Origin of the sequence: Proteiniclasticum sp. C24MP (assembly GCF_043951855.1) — a bacterium.
GTDB lineage: Bacteria > Bacillota > Clostridia > Clostridiales > Clostridiaceae > Proteiniclasticum.
Genome location: NZ_JBINJW010000004.1, coordinates 57,406 through 77,565, shown reverse-complemented (window position 1 = coordinate 77,565; position 20,160 = coordinate 57,406). Strand labels below are relative to the sequence as shown.

At 48.7% G+C, this 20,160-nt stretch carries 18 protein-coding genes; 1 reads left to right on the top strand and 17 read right to left on the bottom strand.

The genetic code is table 11. The features are described 5' to 3' along the window. Nucleotides 1-2: 2 nt before the first annotated feature. The 13 genes from ACHAL6_RS05290 to ACHAL6_RS05230 form a co-directional block, all read right to left on the bottom strand. Nucleotides 3-1,943 carry a type IIA DNA topoisomerase subunit B gene (locus ACHAL6_RS05290; RefSeq protein ID WP_395269200.1) on the bottom strand — a complete coding sequence of 647 codons (1,941 nt, stop codon included), beginning with the start codon at nt 1,941-1,943 and terminating at the stop codon, nt 3-5. 26 nt (nt 1,944-1,969) lie between these two features. Next, nucleotides 1,970-2,818, bottom strand: a complete 849-nt coding sequence (locus tag ACHAL6_RS05285) for a methyltransferase domain-containing protein (protein ID WP_395269199.1) — start codon at nt 2,816-2,818, stop codon at nt 1,970-1,972. Nucleotides 2,819-3,147: 329 nt separating this feature from the next. Continuing rightward, nucleotides 3,148-3,807 (bottom strand): transaldolase family protein, encoded by a 660-nt coding sequence (locus ACHAL6_RS05280; RefSeq protein ID WP_395269198.1) that lies wholly within the window; start codon nt 3,805-3,807, stop codon nt 3,148-3,150. Nucleotides 3,808-3,826: 19 nt separating this feature from the next. Beyond that, nucleotides 3,827-4,192 carry a PTS glucitol/sorbitol transporter subunit IIA gene (locus ACHAL6_RS05275; protein ID WP_395269197.1) on the bottom strand — a complete coding sequence of 122 codons (366 nt, stop codon included), beginning with the start codon at nt 4,190-4,192 and terminating at the stop codon, nt 3,827-3,829. A 27-nt stretch (nt 4,193-4,219) separates the two neighbouring features. Beyond that, the gene (locus tag ACHAL6_RS05270; RefSeq protein ID WP_395269196.1) at nt 4,220-5,224 is read right to left on the bottom strand and encodes a PTS glucitol/sorbitol transporter subunit IIB; all 1,005 of its coding nucleotides are present in this window, start codon (nt 5,222-5,224) and stop codon (nt 4,220-4,222) included. 17 nt (nt 5,225-5,241) lie between these two features. Further along, nucleotides 5,242-5,787, bottom strand: a complete 546-nt coding sequence (locus ACHAL6_RS05265; RefSeq protein WP_395269195.1) for a PTS glucitol/sorbitol transporter subunit IIC — start codon at nt 5,785-5,787, stop codon at nt 5,242-5,244. 69 nt (nt 5,788-5,856) lie between these two features. Continuing rightward, complete coding sequence (locus tag ACHAL6_RS05260; RefSeq protein ID WP_395269194.1) at nt 5,857-6,903, bottom strand: glycerol-3-phosphate dehydrogenase; 1,047 nt, start codon at nt 6,901-6,903, stop codon at nt 5,857-5,859. A 29-nt stretch (nt 6,904-6,932) separates the two neighbouring features. Then, nucleotides 6,933-7,388: a transcriptional regulator GutM gene (locus ACHAL6_RS05255; RefSeq protein ID WP_395269193.1), complete on the bottom strand. Its 456-nt coding sequence runs from the start codon at nt 7,386-7,388 to the stop codon at nt 6,933-6,935. Then, a complete protein-coding gene (locus ACHAL6_RS05250; protein WP_395269192.1) occupies nt 7,379-9,256 on the bottom strand; it encodes a BglG family transcription antiterminator in 1,878 nt (625 codons plus the stop codon). The genes ACHAL6_RS05255 and ACHAL6_RS05250 overlap by 10 nt, the downstream gene beginning before the upstream one ends. 37 nt (nt 9,257-9,293) lie before the next feature. Beyond that, nucleotides 9,294-10,094 (bottom strand): sorbitol-6-phosphate dehydrogenase subunit, encoded by an 801-nt coding sequence (locus ACHAL6_RS05245; RefSeq protein WP_395269191.1) that lies wholly within the window; start codon nt 10,092-10,094, stop codon nt 9,294-9,296. Nucleotides 10,095-10,305: 211 nt separating this feature from the next. Further along, nucleotides 10,306-10,908 (bottom strand): TetR/AcrR family transcriptional regulator, encoded by a 603-nt coding sequence (locus tag ACHAL6_RS05240; RefSeq protein WP_395269190.1) that lies wholly within the window; start codon nt 10,906-10,908, stop codon nt 10,306-10,308. A 9-nt stretch (nt 10,909-10,917) separates the two neighbouring features. Further along, nucleotides 10,918-14,412: an FtsX-like permease family protein gene (locus tag ACHAL6_RS05235; protein WP_395269189.1), complete on the bottom strand. Its 3,495-nt coding sequence runs from the start codon at nt 14,410-14,412 to the stop codon at nt 10,918-10,920. After that, on the bottom strand, nt 14,412-15,113 hold the full coding sequence (locus tag ACHAL6_RS05230; RefSeq protein WP_395269188.1) for an ABC transporter ATP-binding protein: 702 nt from the start codon (nt 15,111-15,113) through the stop codon (nt 14,412-14,414). Before ACHAL6_RS05230 ends, ACHAL6_RS05235 begins: the two co-directional genes overlap by 1 nt. Nucleotides 15,114-15,416: 303 nt before the next feature. Here ACHAL6_RS05230 and ACHAL6_RS05225 point away from each other — a divergent pair, with 303 nt between their 5' ends. Then, nucleotides 15,417-16,337, top strand: coding sequence for a Gfo/Idh/MocA family protein (locus tag ACHAL6_RS05225; protein ID WP_395269187.1), 921 nt, complete (start codon nt 15,417-15,419; stop codon nt 16,335-16,337). 139 nt (nt 16,338-16,476) lie between these two features. Here ACHAL6_RS05225 and ACHAL6_RS05220 read toward each other — a convergent pair whose 3' ends face one another. The 4 genes from ACHAL6_RS05220 to ACHAL6_RS05205 all read right to left on the bottom strand — a co-directional run bounded on the left by ACHAL6_RS05220 (nt 16,477) and on the right by ACHAL6_RS05205 (nt 20,031). Then, on the bottom strand, nt 16,477-17,346 hold the full coding sequence (locus ACHAL6_RS05220) for a hypothetical protein (RefSeq protein WP_395269186.1): 870 nt from the start codon (nt 17,344-17,346) through the stop codon (nt 16,477-16,479). Nucleotides 17,347-17,528: 182 nt separating this feature from the next. Further along, a complete protein-coding gene (locus tag ACHAL6_RS05215) occupies nt 17,529-18,911 on the bottom strand; it encodes a tryptophanase (RefSeq protein ID WP_395269185.1) in 1,383 nt (460 codons plus the stop codon). Between the two features lie 73 nt (nt 18,912-18,984). Beyond that, complete coding sequence (locus ACHAL6_RS05210; protein WP_395269184.1) at nt 18,985-19,362, bottom strand: RidA family protein; 378 nt, start codon at nt 19,360-19,362, stop codon at nt 18,985-18,987. Between the two features lie 141 nt (nt 19,363-19,503). Then, nucleotides 19,504-20,031 carry a GNAT family N-acetyltransferase gene (locus tag ACHAL6_RS05205; protein WP_395269183.1) on the bottom strand — a complete coding sequence of 176 codons (528 nt, stop codon included), beginning with the start codon at nt 20,029-20,031 and terminating at the stop codon, nt 19,504-19,506. Nucleotides 20,032-20,160: the final 129 nt, after the last annotated feature.

The window sequence follows — 20,160 nt, the reverse complement described above, 5'->3', positions numbered from 1 at the left end:
TCCTAAAATTCTGCATGCTTATAGATGTATTTTTTTCTGGGTTCCACCACGTCGCCCATGAGCAGCGATACCATTCTTTCGGCTCTGGCCGCATCGTCGATGGTGACACGTAGAAGGGTTCTGGTCTCAGGGTTTAAGGTTGTTTCCCACAGCTGGTCCGGATTCATTTCTCCAAGACCTTTGAATCTCTGGATATTGAATCCGGAGCCGATCTCCTTCTTGGCCGCATCCAGTTCCTCATCGGAATAGGCATATTTCTGCACAGTGCCCTTCTTACCGGTCTTGTAGACCTTGTAAAGCGGGGGCTGGGCAAGATAGAGCATGCCGTTTGTGATGAGGGGTCTCATGTATCTGTAGATGTAGGTGAGCCACAGGGTTCTGATATGGTAGCCATCCACGTCCGCATCGGACATGATGATGATCTTTCCGTATTTCACATCTTCCAGCTTGAAGCTTGTCAAGGTTCCTGTTCCGATGGCGGTGTTGAAGAGTCTCAGCTCTTCTGAGCCCAGAACGTTCTCCAGCTTCTGCTTTTCCGTGTTCATGATCTTTCCCTTGGAAGGCATGATGGCCTGGAACCTTCTGTCTCTTGCCTGCTTGGCGGAGCCTCCGGCGGAGTCTCCCTCCACCACGATGAATTCCAGGACATCCTTGTCTCTGGAAGTGGCCACCGCCACCTTACCTGCCAGTGGAGACGTTCCTTTTCCGACCTTCTTGCGCTCGGCGTCACTGATCTTCTTGATCTTTTCTCTGCGCTTCGCCGCTTCCAGGGCATTGTTGATGAGATTGGTGGCGATATCCTTATGGTCTTCGATCCACTCGTAGAACTTGGTGTAGCTGAGGTCATTCATCAGCGTATAGGCTTCCGAGTTTCCAAGCTTGTTCTTGGTCTGACCTTCGAAGATCGGATTGGTGAGCCGGATCTTCACAATGGCGGTCATGCCTTCACGTAGATCGTCTCCTTCAAAGTTCTTGTCCTTTGCCAGGTTCAGCTTCTTCGCCCATTCCTTGAAGGCTCTGGTCATACCGGTCTTGAAGCCCGTCTCATGGGTGCCCGCCTCACTGGTGGGAATGTTGTTGACGTAGCTTGCGATGTTTTCCAGAGAAGAGTCTGTGAACTGCACGCAGACTTCCCCTTCCAGGGAAATATTGCCGATGCTTCGCTCTCCTTCAAAAAGGATCGGTTCCTGATGGATGACGGTCTTGCTTTCATTCAGGTATTCGATGAAGTCCAGAAGTCCTCTTTCACTGTGATAGGTCTTCTCTACTTCCTCTTCTCCTCTTCTGTCTCTCAGAATCAGCGTGATGCCCTTGTTCTGGAAGGAAAGCTCCATCATTCTCATGTCGATGATCTCAAAACGGAAATCGATGGTGCTGAACACTTCCGGGTCCAGCATGAAGGTGACCTTGGTGCCCTGTCTGTTGGTTTTGGCCAGGGTCTCCAGCTTCGTCACCGGCGTACCCGGCATGATTCTTCCGTATTTCTCGTCATAGGCGTGTTCGAATCTCTGTCTGTAGATTCTTCCGTCCTTATGCACTTCCACCTCCAGCCATTTGCTCAAGGCATTGACCACGGACGCCCCTACACCGTGGAGCCCTCCTGAAGTCTTGTAGTTTTCATGATTGAATTTACCGCCTGTGTGCAGCTCCGTATAGACCATCTCCACACCGGAGATCTTCTTGGTGGGATGGATACCCACCGGAATGCCTCTTCCGTTGTCGATGACCGTGACGCTTTTGTCCTTGTTGAGGATCACATAAGCCGTATCTCCATATCCGTTGGTGATTTCATCTATGGCATTGTCCAGAATCTCCCACACGCAGTGGTGCACTCCCTTCGGTCCTGTACTCCCTATGTACATACCGGGACGAACCCGTACGGGTTCCAGTTTCTCAAGGGATGTTAAATCCGTGACACTGTAATTCCCTTTCTTCTCTTCCATACTACCCTCCAAGTATTTGTTTCCGCCTAGAATCCGAAGGTGAAAAGCTCAGCTTCAATGGTGATATCCGTGAGCTTCGCTCCGGGATCCAGAATCTCCCTGTCCCATAACATCGGTGTCATGAGCAGAAGATCATCCGCATAGGCTTCCACATTTTCTATAGCCCTTATCTTTCTCTCTTTCAGGACCCTGGCATTTTCTCTGAGATGCGATACGATCTCCTGGTTCTTGTATTCCGGCAGCCCGTAAAGCTTTCTAAGCTCCTTGAGATACCCGGAATCCGGAATGACCTTGTAGCAGAGTCCGTCTTCTTTCAGTACTCTTCTGAAATCCTTATAGTTCACCGGGGACAGGATGTTCACAATGACATCGAAGGAGTTCTCCTTGAACGGCAGATGAGAAAGATCCGCCACAAAGTAGAGCACCTCATTGTCCTTTCTGCCTGCAATGCTGATGCCGTCCTTACTGATATCCACACCGATGAGCTCTGTATCGATTCCCTTTTCGGTGAAGTATCTTCCGATCATGTCGATATGGCTGCCATCCCCGCATCCTGCATCCAGGATCCTTATGGGCTCCTCTTCTCTGCCAGAGGCCAGAAAGTACGCGTAGATCTCTTCGCAGACGCTTCTGACGATTTCATTGAAGAATCCCTGTTCTATGACTCTTTCTCTGGCTTCCAGCATGGACATGTTGTAGTTTTCTTCTCCATACCCCAGTACAAAGTTGACCGTTCCTTTTTTCGAGATGTCGTAGGTATGACCGGAAGGGCACTTCAGGCTCTTTCCTTCCACTGTGAATGCACTGCCGCATTTGGGACAGCTGAGCAGATCATACTTCTTCATCTGGATGATTTTCTTGTCGATTTTTTTCACGTTGCTCTCTCCTATCGTAAGGTGAAACAGATTCTTCCCCTTATATCTTGAGCATATTTCTTTTTTTCATTCTCTTTCTGGAACAGAATCCCTGTCTCTTCTCAATGCCTGAATTGAAGGCATCACAAAGGACGAGGAATCTGACTCCAACATTAAAATTATAGCAGAAAAACGTCCATTCTAAAAATGTTCTCTCATATTCTCCATATAAGATGAAATCGGAAGTCGCCATTCGCCTTCTGGTTCTTCGAAAATGGAAAGGAAGAAGCACATCATATGGAAACATGATGTACTCCTTCCTGCCAGGGTTTATGAATTATGATTTCCGTTTACCGAGTCTGCCTTTCAAGCTCTTCTCCATGCTGGTTGAATACCTTTATGGCGTTTACTGCCACATCCTTGTTGATCATCTGCAGAAACAGATCATAGGGAATGGTTGCGGTATGAGCACCGGCAGTGAGCGCGCCGACGATCTGATTGGTGTTCTTGAAGCTGGCCGCCACAATGGTGCAGGCGAGGCCACGATCATCAAAGAACATTCTCATCTTCTGGATGGCTTCAAAAGGGTTGACCCCGTTGTTCTCCATGCGGTTCACATAGGGTGCCACACTGTCGCATCCGGCCAGGGCGCCTAGAATCGCCTGATCCGCCGAATAGATTGCAGTACCCAGGATCTCCGCATCCGGGTCTTCTTCCTTGATTCTCTTCACCGCTTCCAGGCCATGGACATCCATGGACACCTTATAGGCGATTCTTCCTTCCTCATTGAGGGACCTGACACGTCTGTAATCCTCTATCAGCGCCTCCGCGGAGTCTCCCAGAACCTGCACATAGAGTCTGGAGATGCCCAGAGCAAGGATGTCTCGGATCTGCTTCATCCGGTCCGTCTTTTCCTTCAGAAGGATGGTCGGATTGGTGGTGACCCCCTGAAACACTCCGGTCTTAAACGCTTCGCTGATTTCCGCAAGGTTTGCTGTATCTAAATACATGTTTCTATCCACTTCCTTCTTATTTCTTCTTGATGATGATCTGTGTACCTACAGAAACCTCCACAGGCTCCTTCTTCTCCAGGTACAGGGTTCCGGCCATGGCAGGATCCGTTTCGCCTTTGAAGTTCAAAGTCACATGTCCAAGATCCTTGAGATTCTTTATGGCCTGTTCTCCAATGGCTGTGATCTCATAGGAGGTTTCCCCGAGATACACCTGATCGCCCACTTCCATTTCACCTGTCAGTGCGTTCTGATCGATGAGGAAGCAGTAGGGTCTCAGTTCCGCTGGAGCATCTTCCCCAAACGTCACCATCATTTCTTCTTCCAGAAAGTCCTTCGCATTTGGACCGATTTCTTTGACAACTGTAGCATATATTATCATCATTTTCTCCTTTGTTTTACGTTAGTAGCCCTATTTATAGAGCCCGAAGCTTGCAATCCAAGCTACAAATACACGAGGTACACCATTCAGGAATCTTGAGTAGAGAACCGATGGCACACCGACTTCAACTGTTTCAGGTTCCGCTTCTTCCAGCCCCAGTCCTACCGGAATGAAGTCTGCCGCGTTCTGTGTGTTGATGGCAAACAGTGCTGGCAGCGCCAGAGAAGGCTCAATGTTTCCTTTACCGATTTCCACACCGATGAGTGTTCCGATGACCTGCGCGATGACCGCTCCAGGTCCCAGAAGTGGTGAAAGAAACGGCAGAGAACAGATGAATCCGATGAGCATAAGGCCCCATACGTTTCCGGCCAGCGGTGCCATGACATTGGCGAACACATTACCGATACCGCTTCCCTGAATGATTCCGATGAGCATGGCAACAAAGGCCATGAAGGGAAGGATGGTATTGATGACCGTCTGAACCGCTTCTCTGGAAGACTGCAGCATGACCGCAATGGCCTTACCGGCACCCATGCCGAATCTTGCGACGATGCTTCCTCTTTCCGCATTCTGCTGGGTCAGCTTCTTGTCTGTGGAATATGCGGCTGCCTTCTCTTCCTTCTTCGGCTGCTGCGCTTCTATGCTTGCTTCCAGATCCTCTGAAGCCAGTGAGATCTGTTTCTCGCCCACGTTGGATACATAGATGTCCTCATGGATGTACTTTGCCAGAGGGCCGGATTTTCCGGTCGGAATGATGTTCACGGTGGGAATGTTCTTCTGAGGATAGATTCCGCAGCGAAGCGTTCCACCGCAGTCGATGATGGCCAGGGCAATCTCGCTGTCTGGAATGGAGGTCTTGAATCCGTTCACGGGTTCCATACCTGTAAGCTCTGCTATTTTATCCACGATGGCAGGTTTTTCTCCGCCACCTACTACATAGATGAATTTATGTTTTTCTTCGGTTGGTGTGATGACCAGTGGTCCACCCCATCCTCCTTGGCCTTTATCGATCTTGATGCTTCTATATTTTGACATTAATTATATCCCCCTTCTTACATCGTCGCAACTTTTGAAAGCTCTACACCGGTCTTCTTGGATACATAGGCTGTGGTGAAATCTGTGACATAAGCACCTACTGCGTTCATCACGAGACCTACCAGCAGGTATCTGATAGCCAGCGGTGTCATGGACAGTCCCAGTGTATCTACACCGGAAGCGATGCCCAGCCATACGAAAAGCTCTCCTGGATTGATGTGCGGGAAGATTCCGTTACTGGTGTGACAGTACTGGGCAGTTGCCGCATAGTAGCTTGGCTTGTAGAATTCCGGAAGGAATTTACCCATGGTGAAGGATGCGGGATTTCCCAGCATGAAGGTGGCTAGAAATGGAAGAACCATGTTTCTCATGATGGCATACTTGGATGCCCACTGGGCAAATCTGTTCACCTTGTCCTGTCCGATGAGGTTGATCAAGGTGTTCATGAAGACCAGAAGGATCAGAACCAGAGGCACGATGCCCACGATCCAGCTCATGAATACATCTGCACCGGTTCTGAAAAGGCCGATGAAGCCTTCCGCTATATTAATTAAAAAATCCATAAATACACACTCCTTGTATGTTCATTTTTATTATCCGTTCTGTTGTCTGTTTCTCTTTTTTTCCGCGTCTTACGCGAACTTTTCCGTGGTGAAGGCCTTCCATGGAATATCCACACGCTGCCCCTCATTGATGATTTCATCCACATGCATGAGCAGCGGGAAATCCGCAAGGTCCGCTTTTCCGGCTTCGGCCAGTCTTCTTACCGCTCTGGCCGTTCTTGTGGCGATGACGATGGATTCCAGGGTGACCCCTTCCAGCTTCGCCATGGCATCCTTGAAGGAATAGCCCTGGCCCAGCAGGGTCCCGATTCTTCTGGTTCTGCCGCCGAAAATGGTGACATAGAGGTCTCCTGCACCGTAGATGAGGTTTTCTTCTCCTCCACCGACCAGCTCCAGAAGCTTCTTCATTTCCTTCACGCTCTGTCCGAAGAGCGCCGCCTGGGAATTGTACTTCAGTCTTCCTTCTCCGTCTTCTCCCATGGCCAGTCCCACCGCCAGGGATACACCCAGTGCATAGGCGTTTTTCAGTGCCACTGCGCACTCCACACCGATGACGTCTGTGGAAAGACTGATGTGATAATAAGGCGCTTCGAAGATCTCCTTGAAGAATTTCAGGGTCTTTTCCTCTTCTCCGCAGAAAGCCACTGAGGAGTGGTCTCCGTCCGCCAGCTCGTAGCTGGTGCAGGGGCCTCCTATCGCATTGATCGCGAGGCTTCTTTCCTTGGGCATCTTCATCTTCCAGTAGTCCGGATAGGGAATCAGGCTTCCGTCTTCCATGTCCACCATGCCCTTTGTCACGGACAGTACAGGCATGTGGTCCGGAATATGTGGAATCACCTGTTCCAGGAACCAGTCCACACCGAAGCTGGATACGCCGCACAGCACCGCATCTGCACCTTTCAGTGCTTCCTTCAGATCTTCAATATGGTAATACTCCATGTTGTTTTCAGGAAGATCCCGCTTCAGTGTAGGATGATAGCCCTTTTCCTTCAGGCTCTCGATGATGTCTCTGTCAAGATGTGTCCCAACCAGTCTAACAGTATGTCCATTCTCGGTTACAGGAAAGCTCAAGGCTGACGCCATCTGTCCTGCACCTACATATGCAATTACACTCATTTCTTTCTCCTTTTCTTGTGCTTGTCAAGTTACGCCTTCGCCTTGCTGAATGCTCCTGTGATGGTGCCAAAAGGAGTCTTCTTGTCCGGAATGACTTTTCCGGCTTTCACCATCAGGTAATTGTCCACCGCGTTCAGCACAGCAAGTCTTGTGATCCGGATCTCCTTCTTCATTTCAGGGTCTGTCTTTCTGATTTGCGCAATCATCTTCCCGTCAAAGGTGTTGAAGTCTCTGAACTTCGCAAAGACTGTGGATCCCTGAAGCTTTCTGCCGTATCTGATCCGGTCTTCCTGATCCAGTGAAAAGAGCACTAAAGTACCGGAGGTCACCTTGCCGGGTCTTCGTCCGATGGCCACTTTCCCTTCTTTTCTGATTCTCGAGTACTCCTCCCCGAAATGGGTGATCTGTTTAAACCCGAGATAGTATTGAAGGCCGAAGGCCGCCATGACGAATACGCCGATGATGATCATATATTTCAGTTCCATACCTTGTCTCCTTTCATTCTGATTTCAGTCAGATCCATGGCACTTTCTATTTCCTGCAGATTCCTGACCAGTGCCTTGTCCGTGATGATTCTGAAGATCTGGTCATAGATCTTCATGAGGGTTTCTTCTTCCTTCTCACTCATGGTTTCCGGAATGAGCAGGAAAAAGATGATCTTCAGTCTGTCGCTGGTGGGATTGACCACTCCGAGGGTCAGACTGATCTTCTTTGCGTCGGGGTCTGTCAGGTGAGGAAAAGCCACTCCATTTTCGTAGATCATGGAACTGGTCGTCTCCTTGTTAAGGAATCTGTCATAGACATCTGACGATGCCTGATGGTTTTTTCTAAGATCTTCTGTGATAAGCTCCACATTCTTCTCATAGGTCAGCCTTTCACTCAGAACCTTCACGGATATATCCGTCATCTGACTGAGCTCCTCCAGCGGACCGAGTCTTCTTGTACCCAGCTCGCTGATCTTTCTGGAGAGGGAATCCTGATCCAGGATTCCTTCGATGAGAATCACCGGCAGTCCGCTTTCCGCCTTGATGTTTTCCGTACTGAAGAGAATCTGGTAACCTGAAAGATCCTTGTGGATCATTTCGCCCACCGTCAGCATATCGATTTTCGCCTGGTCTCCCAGGATTTCCATGAGCTGACGCCGGATCAGTTCAAAGGTCCCTCTGCCCCGGTTTGTGATGACCGCAATGCGTCTTCTCTCATGCTCTTCCCTCAGAATTTTTCTTTCATCCAGAATCAGCGCATAATACACGGCCAGATAGCTGGTATCCACCTTGCTGCCCATGAGGCTGTGCTTTTCCATCAGCACCTTCATGGAGGTCTTTGCCAGTTCGAAGGCCAGAGGGAATCTGATTTTGATCTGATCCGAGAAGATGTCTCTTACAGGGATTCTGAAAAGGAGTCTGTTCACAAGAAACAGCAGGTGAAGCCTCACCTTGCTGTAGAAATCTTCCTCATCAATATGGATTCTGTATCTTGTCTCCACCTTATTGATCATTTCATGGACGATTTCCTTCAGAAGCCTCTCGTTTTCCTCATTGTTCATCTGATCTGTATAGGCTGAGTTCCTGGTGTTGATGGGAAAGGAGATGAAGTCGATCTCTTCGTCTTCCAGAGAAATCTGGTAGATTTTCTCCAGCTCCTCCTTGAACCATCTGAGCTCCGCACTGTCTTTTTCAAAGTTCTTGTACATGGGAAGCGCTCTTTCGATGAGCTGCTTCTGCCCGATTCTGTAGATGCTGATCATGACGGTCTTGAAAAGGAGGATCTTGTTTGAAAAACTCAGTCCGTATTTCAGAGAAAGATCCTGTATGATCTCCACCACTTTCTTGTCCATGGTGGAACCCATGGGGAAGTAATCAAACACCTCATAGATGAGGACCATCCTTCTGCTGAACTCATCTCCCAGGAAGCGGATTCCCTTATTGGGTATCCCTTTGATCCTGGCATTGTATTTCAGAAGCAGTTCCTTGGCTTTTCTGAGATCGTTGTTCACTGTACTTCTTGATACCATCATCACTTCCGCCAGGTCGTCGATGTTGAGGTACGTATCTTTTGTGATCAGTTCATCCAGGAGGTATGCGATCCGGCATCTCATGTCATTGAAGTCATAAGATTTGTCATGCTGAAGCTGCTGATAGAGCGCCTTTTCATCCAGCATCTTCATGCTGATGTCTTCCACTTCACCGGTGATCTCAAGAACCACGGTATCGCTGTAGTCTCTTCGGATCATATCGATGGCTTCCATCACATATTCCCTGGTGCCGAAATCTGCGATCATTTCCTGCATGGGTACGCTGTGACTTAAAAGCAGTGATGTAAGCAGTCTGTTTCTGTATGCTGCAGTCGACATTTCGCTCTTCCCTCCTTCCTTGATAAACTTCATGTTCCTATCCTCTGGATTTTCCGCCAGAGATATTGATGGTTGTTCCTGAAATATAGGCAGATTTCTCTGAAGCCAGAAAAGCCACCAGATAAGCGATTTCATCCAGCTTTCCTACTCTGCCCAGTGGAATGCTCTTTTCATACCCTGTGTCCAGCTGGTCCACACTGATGTTTCTTGTGTATGCCAGCGCCGCATTGTATTCAGGAGTCGTCAGGCCTGTCTTTTCATTGATGCCAGGCGCCACGCCCACCACTTTGATGCCGAGCTTTCCAAGCTCCTTGGCCCAGGATCTTGTGTAGGAATTGGTCGCTCCCTTGGTTGCAGAGTACAGACTCTGACCCACGGAACCTTCCATGCCGGATTCGGATGAGATGTTGATGATGACACCTTCTGTCTTGTTCTTCACCATGTCTCTTACCACTGCCTGTGTCGTAAAGACGATGCCTTTCTGATTTACGGCAGTCATCTTGTCAAAGGCCGCTTCATCCACTTCATACTGTCTTTCGTCACTGTAGACATCCACCAGCAGTCTTGGGATATTGATGCCTGCGTTGTTCACCAGCACATCCACTTTACCGAACTTCTTCACGGCTTCTTCCACCATGTCGTTGATGCTCTTCACACTGGTCACGTCGGTCCTGATGTTATAGACCCCGTCTCCTTCTCCCGTTTCCACACTGAGATCCGCTACCACAACATTCGCTCCGTTTTCTGAGAGTTCCTGCGAAATGTGTTTTCCGATGCCAGAGTTTCCACCGGTGACAATAATCGTCCTGCCGGTCAAATTCAGCCAATTTTCATTCATAGGGTTGCCTCCTTCTCTTGATTTCCTGTTCATTGTATCCTTAGGCAACCGAATAATTAATACAGGAATTCGATTACAGAATTCCGTTCTTCGTTGCACTAATTATACATGATTTCATTTCATCCTTGAATTCCGGAATAGGAAAAGAGGCGTAAAATAAGACGCTCAACCATTCTTAAGCGTTATTGCGCCTAGATGGTTGAGCGTATTTTTATGGAGCTTCCTCACTGGAATAGTAAGCTTTCAGCACGATTTTTCCTTCAGGGATGCCCAGTGCCTCTTCAATGAGCGTTCTATGGATGTTCGGGTCCGTGATCCCTTCCATATACAGGTCCGCGATGCCGGAAATAAGAATCTTCAGCATGTATCCCGGATACTTGTTCTCGATGAAGCCTTCCCTCTTTCCTTCTTCTATGAGGGCACTGGCATGGGTGATGGCGATCTCTGAAAGCCTGGTCTTGATGTATTCGAACATCCCGGGATTTCCCGGCGTGATGTTCATGAGGGTCGGATGCTCCCTGATGGAGGAGAAGAAAAGATTCAGTATGGCTCCAAGCTTTCCGTAGAAGTCCAGCGCATCGTTTTTCATGATCTTTCTGATTTCCTCATCCACCACCGTGGAGAAGGACTCAATGACAAAGGCGATGAGTTCATCCTTTGACCTGAAATAGTAGTAGATGAGCCCCTTGGCCACATCGAGCTTTTTCGCGATGTCGCTCATGGAGGTCTTCTGTATCCCTCTCTCCTCGAAAAGAACCATGGCTGCTTTTATGATCTCCTGTTTTCTTTCTTCCGGATCCTTTGATATTCTCATCTTGTCCTCCTATTCCACAGATTTCAGTGAAGATGCCATATCCACATTCTGAAGTTTCCTGAACATGAACAGATTCACAAATACGGCAAAGAGCATGGTGAGCAGCATGGAGACCACATAGGAAAACACCTTGATGATTCTTCCGAACATCATGTTGTCCAGCTCCATGGTGTCGATGACGAACCTGTGCAGCACGAATCCCAGTAGTAGTCCCATAAGTGTACCGATGATGGTCAGAAAGATGTTTTCACGATACACATAGGCCGATACTTCCTTGTCCCGGAATCCCAGCACTTTGATGGTGGCGATCTCCCGGATTCTTTCCGTGATGTTGATGTTGGTCAGGTTATACAGCACCACAAACGCCAGTGCTCCAGCAGCCAGAATCAGAATCAGCACCACGAAATCCAGCATCTCCAGGGTCTTCCCGAATTCATCCCGGATGCTTCTCACCAGCATGGACCCTAGAACCCCTTCATTGTCCATGAGCTTCTCGCTGAAGGCGGATTCCTCGATGCCTTCCGCTTCTTCCAGGTTGAAAAGACCTGCATTGATCTCAGGCTCTCTTATGGTGATCTGACTGAAATAGTCCTTATGCATATAGACGTAGTGCGACAGATAATTCTCCGCTATGCCGGAAACGGTGAACTCATAGGTTCTCGTATCCGTGTCTCTGTAGATCAGCGTGTCTCCCACGGAAACATCCAGAAGCTTCGCGATCTTTTCCGTGATCACCGCACCGTCTTCAGAAAGCTCCAGCGGTTCCTGTCCCACGCGCTGTCTGAGATCGATGAAGTCCCCAAGTCCTCTTGTCTCCTCGGGCACCATGAGGTTCACTTCATACTCTCTGCTGGAACCGTTCCTGTAGAGCGAAACACTTTCGTTATGGACGGCAAGATAGCTTTCCACATCCTCGTTCTCCCCCAGGATCACATCCAGGTCCCGTAAGGATTCCTCCTTGTCGGTGTTCAGGAAGACCATCCCGTCATAGAGAGAGATGTCATCAAACTGACTGCCCATGATGGCATTGACGGAATCTCTGATTCCGAATCCCGTGACCAGAAGGGCTGTACACCCGGAGATGCCCAAAACCGTCATGAGGAATCTCTTCTTGTAGCGGAAGATGTTTCTGAAGGTGACCTTGTAGGAGAAGCTCATCCTCTTCCAGAGAGGCGTGAACCGCTCCAGAAGGATTCTCTTGCCTGGCTTGGGCGCCTTGGGCTGCATGAGGATCGCCGGGGTCTCCTTCAGTTCACTGAGCGTGGCAAAGAGGCTGGCAGATACGGTGGTGACCACCGAAATGGCCGTGGACAGAAGTGCCAGGTCCCAGTGAAACGGTGAAAGAATGTAAGGTGTGGAATACATGTTTCCATAGATCCCGATGACCACTCTTGGAAACAGCTGGAATCCCACAAGGAAACCGATGATGCTTCCGATGAGGCTTGCCAGAAGCGCATAGATGATGTACTTCATGGCGATGGTAGGCGTCTTGTATCCTAAAGCCTTCAGCGTACCGATCTGGATTCTTTCCTCTTCCACCATTCTCGTCATGGTGGTCAGGCACACCAGTGCCGCCACCAGGAAGAAGAACAGCGGGAAGATGGTGGCAAGGGATCCTAATCTGCGGGCGTCATCTCCGAGATTGGCATAGCCCGGGAACCCGTCCCGGTCATAGACAAACCATTCATCCGGAATCTCGACAATCTTTCTTTCCGCATCTCTGATTTCCTCTTCGGCTTCCGCAATCTTCTCCAGCGCGTCGGCCTTCTCCGTTTCAAAGGTTCTTTTTCCCTCCGCGAGCTCAACCCTCGCGTCCTTCAGTTCTCTTCGCCCGTCGATGAGAGACTGCTCAAATTCCGCCTCTGCTTCATCCAGCTGTCTTTCCCCGTCGTCGAGCTTCTCTTCGTTCTCATCCAGCGCAGCTTTGGCAGCGTCCAGTTCTCTTTTCCCTGCATCGATCTCTTCCTTGGCTGCCCTTATTTCCGCTGCACCTTCTTCATAGGCGGCAAGGCCCTCTTCGTACTGCGCTCTGCTTTCGGCAATCTGCACAAGACCTTCTTCATAATCGATGACGCCCTGTTCATACTGATCCTTGCTTGAGGTCAGCGTTTCTTCCAGCTGCACCAGGGTGGAATCCAGTGCATTTCTCAGGGAGTTCAGAAGGTTCGGATCGTTGTAGGGCACATTCTGCACGAGAAATTCGGCCAGATCCGGTGCATAGATTCTGATGTCGTCTATTAGCGCCGTATATTCTTCTTCGGTCAGGTCAGATCCTTCCGGCAGATTCGCTCGGATCTCCCTTAGGCCTGCAAGCGTTTCTTCCAGCAGAGCGATCTGCTCCTTTGCACTGTCCAGCTGGGTCTTGGCGGAGACCAGCTCTCTTTCTCCCTGCTCGATCTGATTTCTCGCATCATCCAGCGTCGCCTTGGAGGAAGCAAGCTCTGCGGCTCCGTCCTGGTAGTCGTTGTATCCTTCCAGCCAGGCGGTATATCCTGCAAAGTATTCTTCTCTTCCTTCTTCCAGAGCTTCCCTGCCCGCTTCTATTTCCTTTCGACGGTCCATGAACTCCTGCGTGTACTTCTCTTCGTTGTCCTTCAGTTCCTGTTCTCCGTCGATGATCTTCTCTTCCGCTTCCTGCAGCTCTTTTTCAGCCTCCGCGATCTTTTCTTCCGCTTCCGCTTTTTCTCTCTGAAGGGTTGCCTTTCCTTCATTGAGCTCATCCCGAAGCTCTTTCGTATCTCTTTCCATGGCATACATGCCATAGGTTTCAATCTCTTCCTTCATGGGTGCATGGTAGTTTTTATACTCCTCCGAGTACGCCATGAAGCTGTGAGACTCTTTCGTTTCTATGAACAGGTCAGTGACCTTATCCAGTTTGAAGTCCGTGTCGCTGACATATCCGTAGAAGTCGATGGACCCGTCTCCGATGTTGGTCTGTCCTCTCTCGATGCTGATGTAGAGAGGAGAAATGACGAAACCCACGACCTTAAAAGACCCTCTTTTCAGCGTGTCTCTGATTTCACTGTCTTCCGGAAGAGAAAGGGTCACTTCATCCCCTATGGCTACCCCCAGGGTGTCCTTTGCTCTTTCCTCCAGTATGATCTCCGCCTGATTTTCCGGCAGTCTGCCTTCCTTGACCATAGGCCTGTTCAGGGGTTTTTCTTCTCCCAGAGGATAACTGTACACCTTGATGATGGAAGTCTGATCATTGGATGTGATGAAGGCATCCATGCTGTAGCTTTCCTTGACGATGTAGGCTTCTTCCAGAGCATTCACCTTTTCCAGGTCTTCTTCGGTGAAACCCAGAGGAGACATGATCCGGAAATCCGCCAGGTCATAATCCTTGTAGTAGGTATCTGCAGAGAGGATCATATCCGGCTCCGCGGCCTTGATGCCTGCAAAGAATCCTACCCCCAGGATGATCATGGCCATGATGGAGAGGAATCTTGATTTGCTGTTGTATATGGCTCGTTTGAGGTCCTTGAAAAATGATTTCTGCTTCATTACCACTCAATCCTTTCCACTGGAACAGGATTTTCGTTGATGTAGAGCTCACGGACCTTTCCGTTCTTCATGCGGATCACCTTATCCGCCATGGCAGTGAGGGCCGCATTATGGGTGATGACCACAACGGTGACGCCTCGCTGGCGGGATGTGTCATGAAGAAGCTTCAGGATATTCTTTCCTGTCTGGTAATCCAGTGCTCCTGTGGGTTCGTCACAGAGAAGCAGCTTCGGATTCTTCGCGATGGCTCTGGCGATGGCCACCCTCTGCTGCTCTCCACCGGAGAGCTGGGATGGAAAATTGTTGGCGCGCTCTGACAGCCCCACCATTTCCAGGACCTCATAGGCATCCAGCGGATTCCTTGAGATCTGGGAAGCCAGCTCCACGTTTTCCACAGCGGTGAGATTCTGCACCAGGTTGTAGAACTGGAACACGAATCCGATGTCGAATCTTCTGTATTCCGTGAGCATCTTCCGGTTGTACTTGCTGATGTCTTTTCCGTCCACCATGATGTGGCCCCCATCGGAGGAGTCCATTCCTCCGAGAAGATTCAGCACCGTGGTCTTTCCTGCACCGGAGGCACCGACCACCACGGCGAAATCCCCCTGCTCTATACTGAAATCCACGCCGTCCACGGCGGTGATGGTCACTTCTCCCATCTGATATCTTTTCTGCACATTTTTAAGTTCTATAAATGACATTCTACTCACCTGCACCTTATAAACTGATTTTCATAGTCCTGACTGACTGACCGTAAGTCAGTTGATTCTTTGACCCTACTATACGCCCCTGACCTTAAAAAAACAATATGGATAGGAAAATTTTCACAGATATTTTCCTCCACTGACACAAGTGGTGGAAGGTCCTTGATGTTCACCTACTCTGTATTGTAAAGTGCTGATTTTACAGTTATAATTTAGATATATATTGAAATATCAGAATTCTTTACTGAAATTTGAAGATGCAGTAGAAATGCATGCCTTATCGCAAGGAGGATGTCAATTATGGATGGAAAAGTGAAACTCGGTCTCATCGGACTCGGATCGATCGCAAGAAAAGCCTATATGCCTGTTCTCGCCAGAGAACGTGACTGGGAACTGGCCGGATGCTACAGCAGAACACCGGAGAAAAGAAAGGCTTTTGCTGAGGAATACCGCATAAAGGAATATGAAAGTCTGGAAGCACTGTCTGAAAATGTGGATGCGGTGATCATCAACTCCTCCACGGAAAGCCACTTCGAACTGGCGAAGTTCTTCCTGGAAAAAGGGATTCATGTGCTTATAGACAAACCACTGGCTTCCAGTGTGGATGAATGCGAGAAACTCGTATTCGCTTCCGTGCACAACAAAGCGAAACTCATGGTGACCTTCAATAGGAGGTTTGCACCACTCTATAAGATGCTGAAGGACAACATCACTTCCACCTCTCTCATCAGAATCGTGAAGAACCGTTCCAATCGCATCGGACCTCAGTCTTCCGAATTCACCATCAATGACGACTATATCCACCTGGTGGACACCGCAAGATGGTTCTTCGACGGAAAGCTCATCATGGTGGACGGCACTGTTGCAGTGAACTCGGATGATCATCTCATCTATGCCAACCACTACTACAGCAGTCCGGAAGGATGCAAGATCGAGACGCTTCTGCATAGAGATGCCGGAAAGACTGTGGAAATCATCGAGGTCATCACAGAAGGTAAGACCCTTCGCGTCACGGACCTGGCTACTCTGGAAATCGAAGAGAACAACGAAAAGACCATCATTTCGCCTTCCCAGTGGGATACGGTGGAAAAAACCAAAGGATTCGAAGACGCCATCCTGCACTTTGTCTCCTCCGTCATCACGGACCAGGAACCGGAATCCTCAGGCATGGACGCCCTGGCCACCCAGAGAGTCATCGAGTCCATCGTCAGAAGCAATTAGGATGAATCAAATCTGAAATGAAATATGCCGGCCGCATGTCTACAAAAGACCTGCTGCCGGCATTTTCCTCTTGTCTCATTCTATTTTCATTTCGTGTATTATTGATCGTTCCAGCTTACTCATAAACCTTTTTGCCGGTCTAGTTGTCATAGAAGATCTGGAATCCGTTTCCGCCGACCCCTTCCAGTGCAGAGCCATCCTTACTGACGCTATAGATTTCATCGGAGATCATGGTGATGCCGTAATTCTTCAGGACGGCCTTCACATGGAAATAGTCCATGTCATATAGCTCCTCCGGAAGTATCACTTCAAAAGCACTGTACTTGTATCCGAAATCCTCTTCTCTCAGTGAATTGTTGGGGTCGATTTCTTCTAGAGGGATTTCCATGATTTCCTTGCCGATACGGTCATAAACTCTGACCTTTGCCTCATCCAGCGATTCCAGAAAGGGGCTGGACTCTTCCATGGCTGCAGACAGCTCCAGCTGAAGTGTTCTGTCCTCATGGATGCTGGTGCTCCAAAGATCCACGCTGAGAAACTGTTCCAGATAGACTTCAGGCAGTTTTTCCTGTAGGGTGCCTTCCTGGGTTTCAGTGACAACGTAGAGCTCCATGGGATTTTTCGTGTTCATGGCCAGATTTGCCAAAAAAGTGACTTCATCGATCTTTCTGGCTTCCACTTTCTCATATCCGGACACCACATAGAAGGTGTCCCCTTCATTTAGCACCTTAGGCACCAGAGAAACCTTCACCTGCAGCTCGTTGTTTCGAAATGCCAGAGCCGTTTCACTGGATTCCAGAATACTGGCTTCCTTTCTGATCTCCTCCATGATTCTTTGCTCCATCCCATAGGTGTCATTGCCGAAGGAGATGCCTGAAATGCTGCTCCTGACATGAAAAAGTTCATTCTCCAGATGGTCCATCTTGCTCCAGAGAATGACCGTATTCCCCAGAAGTAGAAGGATGATGCCTATGGCGATGAGCACTGAGGGTTTCTTTCCATTTTCCACGATACTATTCCTCCCGATCTATCTATTCTTTCTATATAATACATTCATGATACCATAGTATCACTTCTTTCCGGGCGTCAAATGACAAATTTGTATCAGAATGAGTGAAGCTCTATGGAAAAGACATGAGAACGTCCAAGCAATGCTTCTGTTCTCATGTCTTTCATTCTTCTTATGCTGCTTTATCTGATCGGTTCCAGCTTCGCTGTGAAGTGTCTCAGAATCTTCGGTTCCCAGGTGATTCTGTATCCCTTCAGTGTATCCTTGCGCTTCTTGATCTCCTTCAGTGCCTCCACAATCACATCCAGATGGGACTGGGTATAGACTCTTCTTGGTACAGCCAGTCTTGTGAATTCAAACTCGGACTGGAGCTGCTCTCCTGTATCCGGATCGTTTCCGAGCATATAGGAACCGATGTCGCAGCTTCTGATGCCCGCTTCGATATACAGCTCTATGGCCAGCGCCTGAGCCGGGAATTCATTGTAAGGAATATGCGGCAGAAGCTTCTTTGCATCCAGGAACACCGCGTGACCGCCCACAGGACTCTGGTATGGAATTCCTGCTTCTTCCAGCTTTCCAGCCAGATATTCCATCTGACCGATTCGATATCTCAGGAAGTCTTCGTCCACGCCCTCCTGAAGACCCACCGCTAAAGCTTCCAGGTCTCTTCCTGCCAGTCCGCCGTAGGAGATGAATCCCTCCATGGGGATGGTGTTGGCCTTGACCTTCTCAAAAAGCTCCGCATCATTTTTCACGCCCACAAGGCCACCGATGTTCACGATGGCATCCTTTTTGGAACTCATGGTGAAGATGTCCCCATAACTGAAGATCTCTCTGGCGATTTCTCTGATGCTTTTCTTCTCATAGCCTTCTTCTCTGTTTTTGATGAAGTGGCAGTTTTCCGCATAGCGGGCCGCATCGATGATGACTGTGATGCCATTCTCTTTGGCGATTCTTGAAGTCTCTCTGATGTTCGCGATGGAAACGGGCTGTCCGCCGGCACTGTTGTTTGTCACCGTAATGATGATGGCGCCCACATTTTCCTTTCCATATTCATCGATGAGCTTCACCAGTCGCTCATTGTCCATGTTGCCCTTGAAGGGTGCATAGGATTCTGTATCCAGCGCTTCCGGAACCACGCAGTCCACGGCTCTTGCTCCGGCAATTTCCACGTGGGCTCTTGTGGTATCGAAGTGCATATTGGAAATGGACACTTTTCCTTCCCCCAGAAGTATCGGCATCACCACTTTCTCTGCTGCTCTTCCCTGATGCACAGGCTGAATGAACTCATATCCGAAGATGTCTTTTGCAGACTTCTGCAGCTTATAGAAGCTCTTGGATCCTGAGTAGGATTCATCCCCCAGCATAATCCCAGCCCACTGGTCTGCGCTCATGGCACCTGTTCCGCTATCTGTCAGAAGATCGATATAGCAGTCCTCAGCCGCCAGGCTGAACACATTATAATTCGCTTCTCTGATCTTCTCAATTCTCTCTTCCCTTGTCAGAATCTTGATCGGTTCCACCATCTTGATTTTGAAAGGCTCCGCAAAGTACTTCACGCTCATTAATTAATCCCCCATCTAAAATATATTAGCCCCTACCATGCTCTCTGTGCTGCCGCCTGTAAACAGTCTGTCTCTACACGATTGCTACTACTTCAATTTCCACCAGGGCATCCTTAGGTAGTCTTGCCACCTGGAATGCGCTTCTTGCAGGATAGTCTCCAGAGAAGAATTCCTTGTAGACTTCATTCATCTTTCCGAAGTTTGCCATATCACTGAGATAAACCGTAGTCTTCACGATCTTATCCATGCCAGAACCCGCTTCCTCCAGAATCGCCTTGACGTTCTTCAGCGACATTCTAGTCTGCAGTACGATGTCGTTTTCCACCATTTCACCGGTTTCCGCATCCATTGGCAGCTGACCTGATGTGTAGATGAGATTCCCTGCCATGATCGCCTGGGAATAAGGTCCGATGGCACCTGGTGCTTTGCTTGTTGCTATTACTTTTTTCAATCTGATCCCTCCATGTTCTGTAAATGTTTACAGAATTATTATAGTACATATCCATCTTATCACACAAGGACCTGCTTCTGTGAAATATGAAGAATTCAATGAAAAAACCCATCCGTAAAGGATGGGCTGATTGTATACCGATCAGTCTATGCTTCTTCCGAAAAGAAGCGTGGAATAGAACATTCCATTGAGGCACACATCACGTGCCAGACTTCCTTCTTCATAGAATCCAAGAGATTTATAGATATCCTGGATCTTGAAGAGATCTTCTCTTACTCTTAAGTTCACTTTTCTGATGACCCCTTTTCCTTTGCAGGTAAGTATCATTCTGGAGATCAGTTCCTTCCCCATGGTCCCGATCATGTCATCTGCCAGTAGACTCAGGGTCAGGTTTCCTACATGTCTGAACTTCTCGGAATTTTTCTGAGTGAGCACAACGATGCCCGATAAAACACCATCCATGAATCCCAGAAGAATATTGCCGGCCCCGAATCGCTCCATCATTTCCTCGTAGGTTCCGTCTTCAAGTGGTGTTTCGTTCCAGTCATGCTCCCCGTAAGTGTTTCTGGTATTTTCACAGGTCTTCCGTACAAATTCCTTGATTTCTGAAAAGTCATCAGCACTCGGACGTCTGATGACAATACTCGAGTTTACTTCAATCGCAGTCATATTTTACCCCACACACATATACTATATCTACTTCTGAAAGTGATATTAATAGTAATTATACTTTTTTGTCACTAAATTGTAAACCATTTCCACCATATAGTGTTACAAGTTCACAGAAACTGTAGCTAT